19 protein-coding genes, 1 tRNA gene and 1 other annotated feature are annotated in these 17,384 nt (G+C 55.4%); of the genes, 9 read left to right on the top strand and 11 right to left on the bottom strand.

Features of this window, described 5'->3' with window-relative positions:
* Positions 1-69 precede the first annotated feature (69 nt).
* Complete coding sequence (gene wzzB, locus IB212_RS14585; protein WP_041909165.1) at positions 70-1,050, top strand: LPS O-antigen chain length determinant protein WzzB; 981 nt, start codon at positions 70-72, stop codon at positions 1,048-1,050.
* A 39-nt stretch (positions 1,051-1,089) separates the two neighbouring features.
* Here the strand turns inward: wzzB and hisIE are convergent, their stop codons facing one another.
* From hisIE to hisL, 9 genes are all read right to left on the bottom strand, one after another.
* Positions 1,090-1,701 (bottom strand): bifunctional phosphoribosyl-AMP cyclohydrolase/phosphoribosyl-ATP diphosphatase HisIE, encoded by a 612-nt coding sequence (gene hisIE / locus IB212_RS14580; protein ID WP_041909167.1) that lies wholly within the window; start codon positions 1,699-1,701, stop codon positions 1,090-1,092.
* Complete coding sequence (gene hisF, locus IB212_RS14575; protein ID WP_041909169.1) at positions 1,695-2,471, bottom strand: imidazole glycerol phosphate synthase subunit HisF; 777 nt, start codon at positions 2,469-2,471, stop codon at positions 1,695-1,697. The genes hisIE and hisF overlap by 7 nt, the downstream gene beginning before the upstream one ends.
* Positions 2,453-3,190, bottom strand: a complete 738-nt coding sequence (hisA, locus tag IB212_RS14570; protein WP_041909171.1) for a 1-(5-phosphoribosyl)-5-[(5-phosphoribosylamino)methylideneamino]imidazole-4-carboxamide isomerase — start codon at positions 3,188-3,190, stop codon at positions 2,453-2,455. Before hisA ends, hisF begins: the two co-directional genes overlap by 19 nt.
* A complete protein-coding gene (hisH, locus tag IB212_RS14565; protein WP_028013765.1) occupies positions 3,190-3,780 on the bottom strand; it encodes an imidazole glycerol phosphate synthase subunit HisH in 591 nt (196 codons plus the stop codon). Before hisH ends, hisA begins: the two co-directional genes overlap by 1 nt.
* Positions 3,780-4,847: a bifunctional histidinol-phosphatase/imidazoleglycerol-phosphate dehydratase HisB gene (gene hisB / locus IB212_RS14560; RefSeq protein WP_028013764.1), complete on the bottom strand. Its 1,068-nt coding sequence runs from the start codon at positions 4,845-4,847 to the stop codon at positions 3,780-3,782. The genes hisH and hisB overlap by 1 nt, the downstream gene beginning before the upstream one ends.
* The gene (hisC, locus tag IB212_RS14555; RefSeq protein WP_028013763.1) at positions 4,844-5,905 is read right to left on the bottom strand and encodes a histidinol-phosphate transaminase; all 1,062 of its coding nucleotides are present in this window, start codon (positions 5,903-5,905) and stop codon (positions 4,844-4,846) included. Before hisC ends, hisB begins: the two co-directional genes overlap by 4 nt.
* Complete coding sequence (gene hisD, locus IB212_RS14550) at positions 5,902-7,206, bottom strand: histidinol dehydrogenase (RefSeq protein ID WP_041911993.1); 1,305 nt, start codon at positions 7,204-7,206, stop codon at positions 5,902-5,904. The genes hisC and hisD overlap by 4 nt, the downstream gene beginning before the upstream one ends.
* Positions 7,207-7,211: 5 nt before the next feature.
* A complete protein-coding gene (gene hisG, locus IB212_RS14545) occupies positions 7,212-8,111 on the bottom strand; it encodes an ATP phosphoribosyltransferase (protein ID WP_000886595.1) in 900 nt (299 codons plus the stop codon).
* 45 nt (positions 8,112-8,156) lie between these two features.
* Positions 8,157-8,280 (bottom strand) — a sequence feature (His leader region).
* A complete protein-coding gene (hisL, locus tag IB212_RS14540) occupies positions 8,256-8,306 on the bottom strand; it encodes a his operon leader peptide (protein WP_001364200.1) in 51 nt (16 codons plus the stop codon). It overlaps the preceding feature by 25 nt.
* Positions 8,307-8,481: 175 nt before the next feature.
* Between hisL and IB212_RS14535 the strand changes: the two genes are divergently transcribed.
* The 4 genes from IB212_RS14535 (at position 8,482) to plaP (ending at position 11,907) form a co-directional block, all read left to right on the top strand.
* On the top strand, positions 8,482-9,306 hold the full coding sequence (locus tag IB212_RS14535; RefSeq protein WP_028013761.1) for an SDR family oxidoreductase: 825 nt from the start codon (positions 8,482-8,484) through the stop codon (positions 9,304-9,306).
* Positions 9,307-9,347: 41 nt separating this feature from the next.
* On the top strand, positions 9,348-10,277 hold the full coding sequence (locus IB212_RS14530; RefSeq protein ID WP_041909174.1) for a LysR substrate-binding domain-containing protein: 930 nt from the start codon (positions 9,348-9,350) through the stop codon (positions 10,275-10,277).
* Between the two features lie 219 nt (positions 10,278-10,496).
* A complete protein-coding gene (gene yoeI, locus IB212_RS14525) occupies positions 10,497-10,559 on the top strand; it encodes a membrane protein YoeI (RefSeq protein ID WP_099458931.1) in 63 nt (20 codons plus the stop codon).
* On the top strand, positions 10,549-11,907 hold the full coding sequence (gene plaP / locus IB212_RS14520; protein WP_028013759.1) for a putrescine/proton symporter PlaP: 1,359 nt from the start codon (positions 10,549-10,551) through the stop codon (positions 11,905-11,907). Before yoeI ends, plaP begins: the two co-directional genes overlap by 11 nt.
* A 59-nt stretch (positions 11,908-11,966) precedes the next feature.
* Here the strand turns inward: plaP and sbcB are convergent, their stop codons facing one another.
* Positions 11,967-13,403, bottom strand: coding sequence for an exodeoxyribonuclease I (gene sbcB / locus IB212_RS14515; protein WP_153656654.1), 1,437 nt, complete (start codon positions 13,401-13,403; stop codon positions 11,967-11,969).
* A gap of 198 nt (positions 13,404-13,601) precedes the next feature.
* Between sbcB and dacD the strand changes: the two genes are divergently transcribed.
* From dacD to IB212_RS14495, 4 genes are all read left to right on the top strand, one after another.
* A complete protein-coding gene (dacD, locus tag IB212_RS14510) occupies positions 13,602-14,768 on the top strand; it encodes a serine-type D-Ala-D-Ala carboxypeptidase DacD (RefSeq protein WP_028013757.1) in 1,167 nt (388 codons plus the stop codon).
* Positions 14,769-14,887: 119 nt separating this feature from the next.
* Entirely contained in the window at positions 14,888-15,361 is a 474-nt protein-coding gene (gene sbmC, locus IB212_RS14505) for a DNA gyrase inhibitor SbmC (protein WP_041909176.1), read from the top strand.
* A gap of 92 nt (positions 15,362-15,453) precedes the next feature.
* Positions 15,454-16,512: an FUSC family protein gene (locus IB212_RS14500; RefSeq protein WP_028013755.1), complete on the top strand. Its 1,059-nt coding sequence runs from the start codon at positions 15,454-15,456 to the stop codon at positions 16,510-16,512.
* A 159-nt stretch (positions 16,513-16,671) separates the two neighbouring features.
* Complete coding sequence (locus tag IB212_RS14495; RefSeq protein ID WP_041909178.1) at positions 16,672-17,007, top strand: DUF496 family protein; 336 nt, start codon at positions 16,672-16,674, stop codon at positions 17,005-17,007.
* A 165-nt stretch (positions 17,008-17,172) separates the two neighbouring features.
* On the opposite strand, the gene IB212_RS14490 is transcribed toward IB212_RS14495, so the two are convergent.
* Positions 17,173-17,248 (bottom strand) — tRNA-Asn (locus tag IB212_RS14490).
* Positions 17,249-17,384 lie beyond the last annotated feature (136 nt).

The raw sequence follows: 17,384 nt of genomic DNA, 5'->3' as shown, positions 1-17,384 counted from the left end.
AAATCCCCAGCAATAGATAAACTATGAAAACACAATTATGTTTGCCCTTTTTCATCTGTTAGGGAATGTATGACGCACAACAACAATAGCCAGGTCATCCGAAGCAATGACCCTGAGCAAATTGATTTACTTGATTTAGTGCTGCAGCTGTGGCGTGGGAAGTGGATGATAGCAACGTTTGTTGTTGTTTTTATTGCACTTGCTGTCGGTTATCTTACTTTCGCGAAAGAAAAGTGGACCTCAAGCGCAATTATTGCGCAACCTGATGTCGCTCAAATTGCAACATATTCTAATGCGTTGAATATCCTCTACGGTAGTGCTGCACCCTCAATGCTTGATGTTCAAATACGCGCTATTGGTCGTTTCAATTCTTCCTTCTCTGCATTGGCACAGGCACTGGAAAATCAGGACGAACCTGAAAAACTGACAATCGAGCCTGCTGTTAAAGGGGAATCGCTCCCGTTGAGTGTTTCCTATACCAGTACTTCCGCAGAAGCGGCGCAGAAGCAGCTTGCGCAATATATCCAGCAGGTTGATGAGCAAACTTCCAAAGAGCTCACGGTTGACCTGCAAAACAGCATCAAAGAGCAGATTAAAACCCTGAACGATTCTCTGGTAAACCAGGAGAAGGTCGCTCAGGAGCAGAAAGACCTGCGTATTAAACAAATTACCGAAGCGCTGAAAAACGCTGAGGCGGCGAAAATCTCCTCGCCACAGATTCAACAAACTCAGGATGTGACCCAGGAAACAATGTTCCTCCTGGGAAGCGTAGGGCTGAAATCGATGATTGAAAACGAAGCCTCTCGTCCCCTGGTCTTTTCTGCTGCATACTATCAGACCAGGCAAAACCTGCTGGACATCCAAAACCTGAACGTTAAGCCGGACACAATACACGTCTACCGTTACGTCATGAAGCCGGATCTGCCAGTTCGTCGCGATAGCCCGAAAAAAGCCATTGTGCTGATCCTTGCCGTGCTGCTGGGCGGAATGATTGGTTCCGGTGTGGTATTAGGGCGTAACGCATTACGCAACTATAAGCCAAAAGCCTGATTTGCAGATTAAAAAAAACCGGGGAAAATCCCCGGTTTTTTATTTATGACGCTTTCTAAGATTCTCAATCACCGTCGTCAAATCCAGCTCCTGATCCTGCAGCAGCACCAGCAGGTGATACATCAAATCCGACGCTTCATTCGTCAACTCTTCCCGGTCGTGTACGGTCGCGGCCAGCGCCGTCTCAACGCCTTCTTCACCCACCTTCTGCGCAATACGCTTAGTCCCGCTGGCATACAGCTTTGCGGTATAGGAGCTCTCAGGATCCGCGGATTTACGCTCCGCCAGGAGTTGCTCAAGCTGATACAGGAACAGCCACTGGTGGCTCGCCTCGCCGAAGCAGCTGCTGGTGCCCTTATGGCAAGTTGGTCCGATCGGATTGGCCAGCACCAGCAGGGTGTCGTTATCGCAGTCTGGCGTCATGCTGACCACGTTCAGGAAGTGCCCCGAGGTTTCCCCTTTGGTCCACAGGCGCTGCTTCGTGCGCGAGAAAAACGTCACTTTGCCGCTGTCGATCGTTTTTGCCAGCGCGTCCTGGTTCATATACCCCAGCATCAGAACTTCGCCTGAGACGGCATGCTGTACAACCACCGGCAATAATCCGTCAGTTTTTTCCCAGTCCAGCTGCGCCTGTTGTTGCTCTGTTAACATACCCTGATCTCCACGCCCTGGTCGGCCAGGTACGTTTTTAACTCGCCAATATTGATAATCTGTTTGTGGAACACGGACGCGGCCAGCGCGCCGTCCACGTTCGCATCGCGGAAGGCTTCCAGGAAGTGTTCCATGGTGCCCGCGCCGCCGGAGGCAATCAGCGGAACGTGGCACACCGCGCGAACTTTCTTCAGCTGCTCGAGATCGTAACCGTTACGCACGCCGTCCTGGTTCATCATGTTCAGTACAATCTCACCTGCGCCGCGCTTCTGCACTTCCTCTACCCAGTCGAGCGTTTCCCACTGCGTCACGCGCGTCCGGCTTTCATCGCCAGTATATTGGTTTACGTGATATTTGCCGGTCGCGGCGTCGAACCAGGTATCAATCCCTACCACTATGCACTGCACGCCAAAGCGATCGGCCAGGCGGGTAATCAGTTCCGGCTCGGCCAGAGCAGGGGAGTTGATGGAAATCTTGTCGGCGCCAAAAGAGAGAATTTTGGCGGCGTCATCAGCAGACTTAATCCCGCCCGCCACGCAGAACGGAATATCAATCACTTCCGCCACGCGCGCGACCCAGCTTTTATCGACCACGCGGCCATCGCTGGAGGCGGTGATATCATAGAAGACCAGTTCGTCAGCGCCTTCGTCGGCATAGCGTTTTGCCAGCGGGACGATATCGCCAATGATCTCGTGGTTGCGGAACTGCACGCCTTTCACAACCTGACCATCGCGCACGTCAAGACAAGGAATTATCCGTTTTGCCAGCATTGAATCGCCTCCGTCACCGTAAATTTACCTTCCAGCAGGGCCCGGCCCACAATCACGCCCTGTACCCCCGTTCCGCGCAGCGCGGCGATATCGGCTAAGTCACCGATGCCGCCAGATGACTGGAATGCCACCTGCGGATAACGGGCGCAAACTTCTTCATATAAAGAAACGTTGGAACCCGCCAGCGTGCCGTCGCGCGAGATGTCCGTGCACAACACGTGCTTCAGACCCACAGGGAGATACGTCTCGACCAGCGCTTCCAGCGTTACGCCGGAATTTTCCTGCCAGCCGCTGACCGCCACCTGTTTATTACCCTGTTCGTCAATGCGCACGTCCAGCGCCAGTACCAGCGCGTCGGCGCCAAAGCGGCGGAACCAGCCCTTCACCGTCTCAGGCTCTTTCACGGCGGTTGAACCGACCACCACGCGCGCCACACCCGCATCCAGCAGAGCCGCCACATCGTCTTCGGTGCGTACGCCGCCGCCAACCTGCACGGGCACGTCCACACCAGCAACCAGTTTTTTCAGCAGCGGGATCTGGCGCTTCGCCGGATCTTTCGCGCCCGTTAAATCCACCAGATGCAGCACCTGTGCACCCTGGGCGGCATAATCCTGCAGGCGCGGTAGCGGGTCCTTTCCGTAGTCGCGCTGCTGGCCGTAATCGCCCTGGTGGAGACGGACAACCGTGCCGTCAATTAAATCTAAAGCGGGAATAATCATCACATCTCCAGGAAGTTTTTCAGCAGCTGCGCGCCCGCGGCGCCAGAGCGTTCCGGGTGAAACTGCACGCCGAAGAAATTGTCTTTCTGCACCGCCGCGGTAAACGCCTCGCCGTAAGTGCACTGGGCGATGGTATTGACGTTCACCGGCATAGCGTAACTGTGCACGAAGTAAAAGTACGCGCCGTCTTCGATGCCGCGAAACAGCCTGTCACCCGCTTTGGCGTAAACTCGGTTCCAGCCCATATGAGGCAGAGGCAGGCCGTGGTCGGTCATTTTCGGTACGTCTTCGTCGATAATGCCCAGCAGGTCAACGCCGTTGCTCTCTTCGCTGCGGCGGCCAAGAAGCTGCATGCCCAGGCAAATCCCCAGCACCGGCTGGGTACAGGCTTTGATCAAATCCACCAAATCGCGTTCGCGAATCTGGTCCATCGCCGCCTGTGCGGTGCCAACGCCCGGCAGGAAAAGCTTGTCAGCGCGCAATACAATGTCCGGATCGCGGCTCACCACCGGCTCATAGCCGTGGCGCGCGATGGCCGATTTCACGGAGTTGAGGTTGGCGCATCCGGTATCCAGAATCACCACGTTCATCACAGCACTCCTTTCGACGAGGGCAGGGCATCGCCTTCCACGCGGATCGCCTGGCGAAGCGTACGGCCAAAGGCTTTAAACAGGCTCTCCACGCGGTGGTGATCGTTTTTGCCTTTGGTTTTCAGGTGCAGCGTCAGTCCCATGGTGTAGGACAGGGAACGGAAGAAGTGCTCCACCATTTCGGTGCTGAGATCGCCGACGCGCTGGTAGGTGAAATCAGCTTTGTATTCCAGGTGCGGACGACCCGAGATGTCCATGGCGCAGCGCGCCAGGCACTCGTCCATCGGCAGGACGAAGCCGAAACGGTTGATGCCGCGCTTGTCGCCGAGCGCCAGCTTCAGGGCTTCACCCAGCGCCAGGCCGGTATCTTCCACGGTGTGGTGATCGTCAATATAAAGGTCGCCTTTTACCGCGATCTCCATGCGGAAACCGCCGTGGGTGGCGATCTGGTCCAGCATGTGGTCAAAGAAACCGACGCCGGTGTGGATCTTGCTGCCGCCTTCACGGTCCAGCCATACCTTTACATCAATCTGCGTCTCTTTGGTGTTACGCTCAACGTGGGAATAGCGGTCGCGTTTTGTCAGTTGCTCGCCAATCTTTGCCCAGTTAAGGTCGTTACGATCGTAGCGCAGCCCCGCGATGCCCATGTTTTCCGCCAGCGTAATATCGGTGATGCGATCGCCGATGACGTAGCTGTTGGTTTTATCCAGCATATCTTCGGCCAGATAGCGCTCAACCAGCTTCACCTTTGGCTTACGGCAGTCGCACTCGTCGGCTGGCATATGCGGGCAAATCAGCACTTCATCAAATACCACGCCCTGAGAGGTCAGCACCTGCATCATCAGGTTATGCGGGCCGTCGAAGTCCGCCTGCGGGAAACTGTCCGTACCCAGACCGTCCTGGTTGGTAATCATTACCAGCTTATAGCCCGCTTTCTGAAGCTTAAGCAGCACCGGGATGACGTCCGGTTCAAAAGCCAGCTTGTCGAAACGATCGACCTGGAAATCGGCTGGTGGCTCCGAAATAAGGGTGCCATCACGATCGATGAAAAGGATCTTCTGGGTCATACTTTCTCCGCTTTCAGGGCGTCAATGACGCGCTGGCTCTCTGCGCGGGTGCCTACGGTGATACGTAAACAGCCACTCAGGGAAGGTTGTTTATTCTGGTCTCGTAAGATAATGCCCTGATCCCATAAAGATTTAAATACGGCACTGGAGGCGGTGAAGCGCGCCAGGATGTAGTTGGTTTCCGAGTCGAACACCTGCTCGACGCAAGGGATGTCTTTCAGCGCGGTGACAAGGTACTGACGTTCCTCCAGGATCTGCGCCACGCGTTCGCGCATCGCGTTGATACCCTGAGGCGTCAGCGCCTGTGCCGCAATATCGGCAACCGGCGTTGAGAGGGGGTACGGGGCGATCACTTTCAGCAGCAGGTCGATGACCTCTTTATTCGCCAGCGTAAACCCGCAGCGCAGGCCCGCGAGGGCGAAGGCTTTTGACAACGTGCGCAGCACAACGAGATGCGGATACTCTTCCAGCCAGCCCGTCAGCGTCGCCTGCGGGCAGAACTCGATGTAGGCCTCGTCGGCCACCACCAGCGCTTTACCACGGGTCATCTCCAGCAGGGTGCGGATATCCTGCGGGTTAATAATCTGCCCGGTGGGGTTATTTGGGCTGCAGACGAAGACGACCTTCACGCCGTCGAGATTGTCGGCAATGCCCTGTAAATCGAGCTGCCAGTTCTCCAGCGCCTGGACGTTGCGGCACGCCACACCGAAGGTTTCGGCGCTGACGCTGTACATGCCGTACGTGGGCTGGCAGTACATCACCGCGTCTTTGCCCGGCTCGCAGAACGCGCGGATCAGCAGCTCAATGCCCTCATCCGCGCCGCGGCTGACCAGTACCTGCTCCGGCTTCACACCCGCGTACTGGGCGTAGTTTTCAATCACCGCTTTTGGCTGACACTCCGGATAGCGGTTCAGCGTTTGCTGCGACAGCTCAAATTGCACCGCAGTCGGGAATTCGTTGGCGTTCAGCCAGACGTCCCCGTTTCCGCCCAGACGACGCGCAGACTGGTAAGGCGTCAGGCGGCGGACATTTTCGCGGGCTAATTCTTCAATGTTCATGCTTGCTCCTTCAGGGCGGCAACGCGCAGCGTCACGGCGTTTTTGTGGGCGGTCAAACGCTCGGCGGCGGCCAGGGTTTCAATAGTAGAAGCCAGTGAAGCAAACCCCTCGCGGGACAGCTCCTGCACGGTCATGCGTTTCTGGAAATCCGCCAGGCCGAGGCTGGAACAGGTAGAGGTATAGCCATACGTCGGCAGAACGTGGTTGGTGCCGGAGGCGTAATCCCCCGCGGACTCCGGTGACCAGTCGCCGAGGAACACCGAGCCCGCGCTGGTGATGCTGTCGACCAGATCGCGCGCGTTGCGGGTCTGAATGATCAGGTGCTCCGGGCCGTACTGGTTGGAGATGGCAATGCACTGCTCGAGATCGCGCGCCACAATCAGGCGGCTGGCCGCTAACGCCTGACGTGCCGTGTCGGCGCGGGGCAGATCGGCAAGCTGGCGTTCAACGGCTTCGCCCACGCGTTTCGCCATATCGGCATCCGGCGTCAGCAGGATGACCTGCGAGTCCGGGCCGTGTTCTGCCTGTGAAAGCAGGTCGGAGGCCACGAAGTCCGGCGTTGCGCCGCTGTCGGCAATGACCAGCACTTCAGACGGACCGGCAGGCATATCGATGGCAGTGCCGTCGAGACGCTGGCTGACCTGACGCTTGGCTTCGGTCACATACGCATTGCCCGGGCCAAAGATTTTGTCGACTTTAGAAATGGACTCTGTCCCGAACGCCAGGGCGGAAATCGCCTGTGCGCCGCCCACTTTATACACCGCCTGCACGCCGCAGAGTTTTGCCGCGTAGAGGATCTCATCGGCGATCGGTGGCGGAGAGCACAGCACTACTTTCTGGCATCCGGCGATACGCGCCGGCGTGGCGAGCATTAATACGGTCGAAAACAGCGGCGCTGAACCACCTGGGATATAAAGCCCCACTGATGCAACCGGGCGCGTCACCTGCTGGCAGCGCACGCCGGGCAGGGTTTCGACATCCACGGTCTGCAGCTTCTGCGCGGTGTGGAAGGTATCAATATTTTTCACCGCGACGGCCATCGCCTGCTTGATGTCGTCACCCAGACGATTACTGGCATCAATGATTTCCTGCTCCGTAACCTGCAATACGCCGACTTCCGTCTTATCAAACTTTGCACTGTATTCACGCAGGGCGTCATCGCCACGGGCTTTGACGTTATCCAGGATCTCCGCCACGGTGCGGGAGATGCTTTCAGAGGCGGAAATCGCCGGGCGCATCAGCAGCTCACGCTGCTGTGCGTCGCTACAGGTATTCCAGTCGATGATTGTGTTAAAGCTCATGGCCATTACTCCATCATCTTCTCAATTGGCAGCACCAGGATGGAGCTTGCGCCCAGCGCCTTCAGTTTTTCCATGGTTTCCCAGAACAGGGTTTCGCTGCTCACCATGTGCATCGCCACGCGCTGCTGATCGCCCGCCAGCGGCAGGATGGTTGGGCGCTCAGCGCCCGGCAGCAGGGCAATCACTTCATCCAGACGCTCGGTTGGGGCGTGCATCATGATGTATTTGGACTCACGCGCCTGAATCACGCCCTGAATACGGGTCAGCAGCTTGTCGATCAGCTGCTGTTTGGCGTCGGCCATCTCGCCGTCGCGCTGAATCAGGCACGCTTTAGAGCGGTAGATGACTTCCACTTCGCGCAGACCGTTCGCTTCCAGCGTCGCGCCGGTCGAGACGAGGTCACAGATGGCGTCCGCCAGACCCGCACGCGGTGCCACTTCAACGGAGCCGTTCAGCAGGCAGGATTTAAACTGCACGCCTTTCTGGTCAAGATAACGCTTCAACAGGTGAGGGTAAGAGGTGGCGATACGTTTGCCGTTCAGCGCGGCCGGGCCGTCCCACGCTTCATCAACCGGCGTGGCCAGCGACAGGCGGCAGCCGCCGAAGTCCAGACGACGCAGGGTGAAGTAACGCGGGTCTTCACCCTGCGCGCGGCGGGTCAGCAGCTCTTCTTCCAGCACGTTTTCACCGATGATGCCGAGGTCAACGACGCCGTCCATCACAAGGCCGGGAATATCGTCATCACGCACGCGCAGAATGTCGATGGGCATGTTTTCAGCCAGAGCAATCAGGCGCTGGGTGTGCAGGTTGATTTTAATCCCGCAGCGGGCCAACAGTTCGCGTGAATCGTCACTCAAACGGCCTGATTTTTGAATAGCTATGCGTAAACGTGAGTTATCTAACATTCTTTATTCCTCGTTAACCTGTTTTAACCTGTCTGAATTTGGTCCAAAAAAAAGCCCCCGGAAGAAGATCTTCCGGGGGCTTTTTCATGCGTTCATGCACCACTGGAAGATCCAAACGTCTTCCAGCACACATCGCCTGAAAGACTAGTCAGGATGATGGTGATGATGGTGGTGTTTAAATTGAACGCGTGTCATATAAATTCTCGATGAATGCTTATTCATTTGATGTCTTTTAACCTAAACCAGTTGTACGACATATTGCAAGGGCTTTTTTTGATCATTAATTCATTTCATATTGATGCTATGAATTGTGTGTTCTGCCGGGCTGGCGTAGCCTTATGAAAGACGAGTGAGAGTCAGGAGAATTCGCATGAAAAAGGTCGCGATTGTCGGTTTAGGATGGCTGGGAATGCCGCTGGCGATGTCATTAGCCGCGAAAGGCTGGCAGGTGACCGGGAGCAAGACCACCCGGGATGGGGTCGAAGCGGCGCGCATGTGCGGTATTGATGGCGTTGAACTGCGTCTGGAGCCGGAGCTGGTGTGTGATGCGGACGATCTGGACACGCTGATGAACGTAGATGCGCTGGTGATTACGCTACCCGCACGGCGCAGTGGCCCGGGCGAATCATTCTACCTGCAGGCGATGCAGGAGATTGTCGACAGCGCGCTGGCGCATCACGTCCCGCGCATAATTTTTACCAGCTCGACGTCGGTTTATGGCGATGCTGAGGGCGTGGTGAAAGAGAGTTCCGAGCGCCGTCCCGTAACCGCGAGCGGTCAGGTCCTGAAAGAGCTGGAAGACTGGCTGCATAACCTTCCCGGCACGCAGGTCGATATCGTTCGTCTGGCGGGGCTGGTTGGCCCGGGGCGTCATCCGGGGCGCTTCTTTGCCGGTAAGACGGCACCAGACGGTCAGCATGGCGTGAATCTTGTGCATCTTGAAGATGTTATTGGCGCGATTGAGCTACTCTTACAGGCTCCAAAAGGCGGACACATCTATAATATATGTGCACCGTCTCATCCGGCGCGCAGCACGTTTTACCCGCTCATGGCACGCCAGCTTGGGTTGGCTCCGCCGGTTTTTGGTGAGGCAAAGAACGAAAGTAAAGGCAAAATTGTTGATGGCAATCGCATTTGCCATGAGCTGGGGTTTGAGTATCAGTATCCCGATCCGCTGGTGATGCCCATGGAATAAGCCCCGCAGCGGAGACAATCGCACACCAGAAGGGGGCGAGCATGAAACCGCTGCTGGATGTTCTTATTATTCTGGATGCACTGGAAAAAGAGGGGAGCTTTGCGGCTGCGTCGGCAAAGCTCTACAAAACCCCTTCGGCCCTGAGCTATACCGTTCAAAAACTGGAAAGCGACCTCAATATTCAGATCCTCGATCGCTCCGGGCACCGCGCCCGGTTTACCCGCACCGGGCAGATGCTGCTGGAAAAAGGCCGTGACGTTCTTCATACCGTTCGCGAGCTGGAAAAGCAGGCCGTCAAGCTCCATCAGGGATGGGAGAATGAGCTGGTGATTGGCGTGGATGATACCTTTCCGTTTTCTCTACTGACGCCGCTCATTGAAGCGTTTTACCAGCATCACAGCGTCACCCGGCTGATCTTCATCAACGGGGTGCTGGGCGGCTCCTGGGATGCCTTAACCCAGGGCAGGGCGGACATCTTTGTCGGTGCCCTGCATGAGCCTCCCCAGTTGAGTGACTTTGGTTTTGCCCGCCTGGGCGTGCTGGAGCAGGTATTTGCCGTGGCGCCCCATCATCCGCTGGCTCAGGAGCCTGATCCTCTTAACCGTCGCGTTATTAAGGGGTACCGCGCAATAGTAGTCGGGGACAGCTCGCGCCCCGAATGTGCGGTTTCCTCGCAGCTGCTGGATGAGCAGGAGGCCATTACCGTTTTTGACTTTAAAACCAAGCTGGAGCTGCAAATTAGCGGCCTGGGCTGCGGCTATTTGCCGCGCTATCTGGCGCAGCGCTTTATTGATAGCGGTGCGCTTGTTGAAAAACAGGTGCTTGCGCAAAGCAGTAACGAATCGGTGTGGGTCGGCTGGAATGAACAAACCGCCGGGCTGGCCAGCGCCTGGTGGCGGGACGAAATTTTAGCAAATAGTGCTATCGCTGCAGTTTACTCTCAGGGGAGCGCCGAGAAATCAGCCAGTTAGAAAAAAGAAAATGACCCGGTGCGTTGCAAAGTATTGCCTTTTGTATCCGATGTGGGGCAAAATGCCGCCGCTGCAACTAAATGAATAATCGACGATATAAAAGGCGTCGGTTATTTTTTTTTGCATGTACGAAACGAAACTAAAAACCAAGAGGCCGGGCTTCGTACCGGATAGATATTTACTAAAATCCGACAGTTGTTGTCGCTGAGGAAGAAAGAAATGGGGCAATTTTTCGCTTACGTGGCGGTTATCACCGTAAAGGAGAATAACTATGTCGCATAACGCAACTCCAAACACCTCTCGCGTGGAATTACGTAAAACGCTTACGTTGATTCCGGTTGTTATGATGGGCCTTGCCTATATGCAACCGATGACGCTGTTCGATACATTCGGTATCGTATCGGGCCTCACTGACGGTCATGTGCCGACGGCTTACGGCTTTGCGCTGATTGCGATCCTCTTTACCGCGCTGAGCTACGGTAAACTGGTGCGTCGCTATCCGTCTGCAGGTTCCGCCTACACCTATGCCCAGAAATCCATCAGCCCGACGGTTGGCTTTATGGTGGGCTGGTCTTCGCTGCTCGACTACCTGTTCGCGCCGATGATCAACATTCTGCTGGCAAAAATCTATTTTGAAGCGCTGGTGCCATCGATTCCCTCGTGGATCTTCGTCGTGGCGCTGGTAGCCTTTATGACGGCCTTTAACCTGCGCAGCATCAAGTCCGTTGCCAACTTTAACTCCGTTATCGTTGTGCTTCAGGTTGTCCTGATTGCCGTGATTCTTGGCATGGTGATCTATGGCGTATTCCACGGCGAAGGCGCGGGCACCCTGGCGAGCAGCAAACCGTTCTGGTCTGGTGATGCGCATGTGATCCCGATGATTACCGGGGCGACGATTCTGTGCTTCTCCTTTACCGGTTTCGACGGGATTAGCAACCTGTCTGAGGAAACGAAGGATGCAGAGCGCGTGATCCCGCGTGCCATCTTCCTGACGGCGCTGATTGGCGGTTTGATCTTTATTTTCTCGACCTATTTCCTGCAGCTGTACTTCCCGGATATCTCGCGCTTCAAGGATCCGGATGCGTCTCAGCCGGAAATCATGCTCTATGTGGCGGGTAAAGCGTTCCAGGTCGGCGCGCTGATCTTCTCCACTATCACCGTACTGGCGTCCGGTATGGCCGCGCATGCAGGCGTTGCGCGTCTGATGTACGTAATGGGTCGTGATGGCGTATTCCCGAAAAGCTTCTTCGGCTACGTGCATCCAACCTGGCGTACCCCGGCGATGAACATTATCCTTGTCGGTGCGATCGCGCTTCTGGCGATTAACTTTGACCTGGTGATGGCAACGGCGCTGATTAACTTCGGTGCGCTGGTGGCGTTCACCTTTGTTAACCTGTCGGTTATCTCTCAGTTCTGGATCCGTGAAAAGCGTAACAAGACGCTGAAAGATCACTTCCAGTATCTGTTCCTGCCGATGTGCGGTGCCCTGACCGTGGGCGCGCTGTGGGTTAACCTGGAAGAGAGCTCGATGGTGCTTGGCCTGATTTGGGCAGGTATCGGCCTGGTTTACCTGGCCTGCGTTACGAAGAGCTTCCGTAACCCGGTTCCTCAGTACGAAGACGTTGCTTAAGTCTTAACGTATCAAAAAAAAACCGGAGACCCTTGTCTCCGGTTTTTTTATATCTCACTTCAGACTATCTCTTGCGCGTACTGGAACAGGGCTTTTAACAGGATCTGTTTTTCTGCGTTGCCTTCATACTGGTTGTATAACGACTCAAGCTCCTGCGCGTAATGCTGCAGATACTCTGGCGTAAACACGTTTCGACGGTGCTGCAGCCAGCGCGCCTGTTCTGCTTCATCCAGCGTGCCGGGATAATTGCGCGCCCGGTAGTTAAACATCAGCTTTTCGATGCGCTTATCGGCGAAGGTGATGTCCAGCGCAGGTAAGTTACGCGGCTCGGTTTGCAGAACAATATTCATGGCTGCGCGGTCGGCATCGCTGAAGAAGCCGTTGTAGAGCTGGGCATCCACGTTTTCGGACGGCACGAACGGCTCCGCCTCGGCGAAGATGGCGACCACTTTCTCGCGTACCTGCGGGTTATCGCGAAGCACTTTCAGGTTATCCAGGCAGTGCTGACGGTTAATGCCCAGCCTGTCGGCATCTTCCGGACGCAGCGTGTTCGCCTGCGCCAGCACCGGACATTTATTGATATGCACCAGTTTAACCGGCACCGCAGGCAGATCCCCGAGTTCATTTTTCGGGGTGTAAAGCCGTTCGCGCAGGGTATCGCTGTCAAGCTCCAGCAGCGGCGAAATATCGCCCGCCAGGTCCACCATGATAACCGCATTACGGTTGTCCGGGTGCCACGCCAGCGGCGCAACCCAGCTGGTATTGCCGCGCCAGGCGCCAAACATGCCGGAGATATGCACCAGGGGCTTCATCTGCGGTACGTCGATAAGGGTCATGAGCTTCTGCTTGCTTCGGTGGCTCAGCAGATATTCAAACAGCCGGGGCTGTGCGGTTTTCACCAGCTTCGCCATGGCAATGGTGGCATAAACGTCTGCCATCGCATCGTGGGCATTGCTGTGCTCGATGCCGTTGGCGCGCGTCAGGTGTTCCAGCCGGAAGCTGGTCAGCCCTTCCTCATTTTCCGGCCAGTTAATGCCTTCAGGGCGCAGGGCATAACAGGCGCGCATGATGTCGAGCAGATCCCAGCGTGAATTGCGGTTCTGCCAGCTCCAGGCGTACGGATCGTAGAAGTTGCGATAGAAGATATTGCGCGTCACTTCATCATCGAAGCGGATGTTGTTGTAACCGACCACGCAGGTATTAGGCACGGTAAACAGATCGTGGATGCGGCGGGCGAACTCTGCTTCGTTAACGCCTTTTTCCCGCGCTTCCTGCGGGGTGATCCCGGTGACCATCACCGCGCCGGGCTGCGGCAGGTAGTCGTCCGCAGGCTTGCAGTAAAAGACCTCGGGCTCGCCTATGATGTTGAATTCGTCGTCGGTACGGATGGCGGCAAACTGCGCCGGTCGGTCCAGCGCCGGGTGCGTGCCAAAGGTTTCGTAGTCATGAAATAAAAAAGTCGGGCGAGCGGCAGAGTCAGACACCAGTAATACCATCCTGTTAAAAAATGACGTCACTATGGTAAACGATCGTGCGGGTCAGACCGAATAAAAAGCACCGCCGCGTCGCAAATTTGCGCGCCAGCTTCAGAGAAAAATCTGCGTTCTGTCACATTTTTTTGCAATTAAGCCAGGTAACGACATCAGAACTCCCGTAAAAAGGTCATCGATTTTTAATGACCTGAGGATATACCGTTGAAACGCCGTCTGTTTATTGCTGTTTCTTTACTCGCATCGAGTGTCTCATCTGCTTTTGCGGCCGAACCACTGGACTTTTCGCCGCAGCCTCCGGCCATCCAGGCGGGTTCATGGGTGCTGATGGATTACACGACTGGTCAAATTTTAACGGCGGGCAACGAACATCAGCAACGTAACCCGGCGAGCCTCACCAAGCTGATGACGGGCTATGTGGTGGATCGGGCCATTGACAGCCATCGCATTTCGCCGGATGACATTGTCACCGTAGGGCGTGACGCGTGGGCAAAAGGGAACCCGGTGTTTGACGGTTCGTCGCTGATGTTTCTGAAAGAGGGCGATCGCGTCACCGTGCGTGATTTAAGCCGCGGTCTGATTGTCGATTCCGGCAACGATGCCTGCGTGGCGCTGGCCGATCATGTGGCGGGCGGGCAGCCGCAGTTTGTGAAGATGATGAACGACTACGTGCAGAAGCTGAACCTGCGTGATACGCACTTTGAAACCGTCCACGGTCTGGACGCGCCGGGCCAGCACAGCTCGGCCTATGACCTGGCCGTGCTCTCCCGGGCCATCATTCACGGTGAGCCAGAGTTTTATCATATGTACAGCGAAAAGAGTCTCACCTGGAACGGCATCACCCAGCAAAACCGTAACGGCCTGCTGTGGGATAAAACCATGAACGTGGACGGCCTGAAAACGGGGCATACCTCAGGAGCAGGCTTTAACCTTATTGCCTCCGCGGTGGACGGTCAGCGTCGTTTGATTGCGGTGGTGATGGGAGCGGACAGCCCGAAAGGGCGCGAGGACCAGGCGCGTAAGCTACTGCACTGGGGACAACAGAACTTCGATACGGTGCAGATCCTGCATAACGGTAAAAAAGTGGGAACAGAGCGTATCTGGTACGGCGATAAAGAACAGGTGAAACTGGGCACCGACCAGGACTTCTGGCTGGCCCTGCCGAAAGCGGAAGTACCGAACATCAAAGCCAAATACGTGCTGGATAAAAAAGAGCTGGAAGCACCGATTGCCGCGCATCAGCGGGTCGGGGAGATCCAGCTCTATGACCGCGACAAGGTCGTGGCGCACTGGCCTCTGGTCACTCTGGAAGCCGTTGATAAGGGAGGCGTATTCTCACGCCTGAGCGATTATCTTCACCACACGCTTTAACCGCTGATGGGCAGACTGGCAGGGTTGCGAGTCTGCTCACATAATAAACACTCCTCGTTTGCCGATAATAGAAATCCTGCTTTATGGTGTATAAATATACAGTGCTAATCGGAGGCAGCATGGACTACAGCATCAAGCAGCAACAGAAACGTAAGATTGCGGGTTTTCATCTTGTTGGGCCGTGGGAAAAAACGGTCAAGCAGGGCTTTGAACAGCTGGTCATGTGGGTAGACGGGCGTCACATTGAGCCGCTGGAGTGGGTGGCGGTCTATTACGATAACCCCGATGAGGTTCCGGCAGAAAAACTGCGCTGCGATACGGCCGTTACCGTACCGGATGATTTCGTCATCCCGGAAAACAGCGAAGGGGTGATGATGACCGAAATCGCGGCCGGTGATTATGCCGTGGCGACGGCGCGCGTGGAAAACTACGACTTTGCAACCCCGTGGTATCAGTTCTTTAATTCCCTGCTGCAGGATAATAAATATCAGATGGTGCTTAAGCCCTGCTTTGAGCGCTATCTCAATGATGGCAACGCGGACGGCTACTGGGATATTGAAATGTTTATCGCGGTAGAGCACAAAACGGTTTAAGCCTGCTCAATGAAGGGTTTTTCAGCCGGGAGCGATCCGCCCGGCTGAAAACACAGTACAATTGTGATTTGCCGTGTTGCTGGAGAGCGGGTGTGCGTCCCGACAAATCATTAACCCCTTTTGAAATTCGCTTATATAAACATTACCGCGTGGTGCACGGGTGTCGCATCGCGCTGGCGTTCGTGTTGACCTTTGTACTGGTCAGGTTGCTGGATATACCGGAAGGAACGTGGCCGCTGATCACGCTGGTGGTGGTGATGGGGCCAATCTCATTTTGGGGAAACGTTGTCCCGCGCGCCTTCGAGCGAATAGGTGGTACCGTGCTTGGCTCTGCCCTGGGGCTGATTGCCCTGAAGCTTGAGCTCATCTCATTTCCAGTGATGCTGGCATGGTGCGGTGCCGCCATGTTCCTGTGCGGCTGGCTGGCGCTGGGCAAACGGCCTTATCAGGCGCTGCTGATTGGTATCACTCTCGCGGTCGTGGTCGGCGCGCCAGCAGGGGATATGACCACGGCGATGTGGCGAAGCGGGGATGTTATTCTGGGCTCGCTGCTCGCCATGCTGTTTACCGGCATCTGGCCGCAGCGGGCTTTTCTGCACTGGCGTATCCAGATGGCTAACTACGTCACGGCGTTTAACCGCGTTTACCAGGCGGGGTTTTCACCGAATCTGGTTGAGCGTCCCCGGCTGGAAAAGCATCTGCAAACCATCCTCAACGACGTGGTCAAAATGCGCGGCCTGATAGTACCAGCCAGTAAAGAGACCCATATTCAGAAAGCGATTTTCGAAGCTATCCAGACGGTCAGCCGCAATCTGGTGTGCATGCTTGAACTGCAAATCAATGCGCACTGGGCCACGCGTCCCAGCCATCTGTTGATGCTTAACGCCCAGACCCTCAAAGAGACGCAGATGATGACGCAGCAGACCCTGCTGACCATCGCCCATGCGCTCTATGAAGGCAACCCGCAGCCCGTGCTGGCGAACAGCGAGCGGCTCAATGAAATCGTGGCGGAACTGAAGCAGTTAATCAACGAGCGGCAGGGCGATAACGTGGCGGAAACGCCCATTCACGGCTATGTCTGGCTGAGCCTGGAGCTGGCGCGACAGCTTGAGCTGCTATCGCACCTGATTTGTCGGGCGCTGCGCAAATAAAACGCGGATGTGACGCCTGCTGCTTCGATTCAGCAGCAATTGGGGTTATGATAGCTTTAAACGATATAGCCATTGTCATTCGCAGCCGCTGTCAGTAAGGTTATTGTTACAGCGGTTGCTTTAACGAATCCGAATCTCACATTATCAGGGGTGTAAAAAATGGAAACTATCAAGCCTTCGTTCCAGGATGTTCTGGAATTCGTCCGCCTGTTCCGCCGCAAAAACAAACTGCAGCGTGAAATCCAGGACGTTGAGAAGAAGATCCGTGACAACCAGAAACGTGTTCTGCTGCTCGACAACCTGAGCGACTACATCAAGCCGGGCATGAGCGTTGAAGCTATTCAGGGCATCATCGCCAGCATGAAGAGCGACTATGAAGACCGCGTTGATGATTACATCATCAAAAATGCCGAGCTGTCCAAAGAGCGTCGCGACATCTCTAAAAAGCTGAAAGCGATGGGCGAAATCAAAAACGCCGAAGCTAAAAGCGAATAATCGCAGCGAATTGTGAAAAAGGCTCTCTGGTGACAGGGAGCCTTTTTTATTTGACGATCAACGGTCCGCTGATTTGTAGGTCGGGTCAGGCGCAGCCACCAGCCGACAATTCTACCCGACGCAGAAAAGCAAAAAGCCTGCTTCAAAAGCAGGCTTTTTAAATTTTGGCTCCTCTGACTGGACTCGAACCAGTGACATACGGATTAACAGTCCGCCGTTCTACCGACTGAACTACAGAGGAATCGTTGTGGAGGCTTATCTTAGCGGCGAAAAAACTTTTGTCAAACCTGATCTTAGGGAAAATCGACTGATTGCCGATTCTGTCGTCAGTTTGTTGTAAATACACACATCTTTTTCAGGAAAATACTTTGCAGGAT

Source organism: Enterobacter sp. E12 (assembly GCF_014596715.2).
Taxonomy (GTDB): domain Bacteria; phylum Pseudomonadota; class Gammaproteobacteria; order Enterobacterales; family Enterobacteriaceae; genus Enterobacter; species Enterobacter bugandensis.
This window is presented reverse-complemented; position numbering and strand designations above follow the sequence as displayed.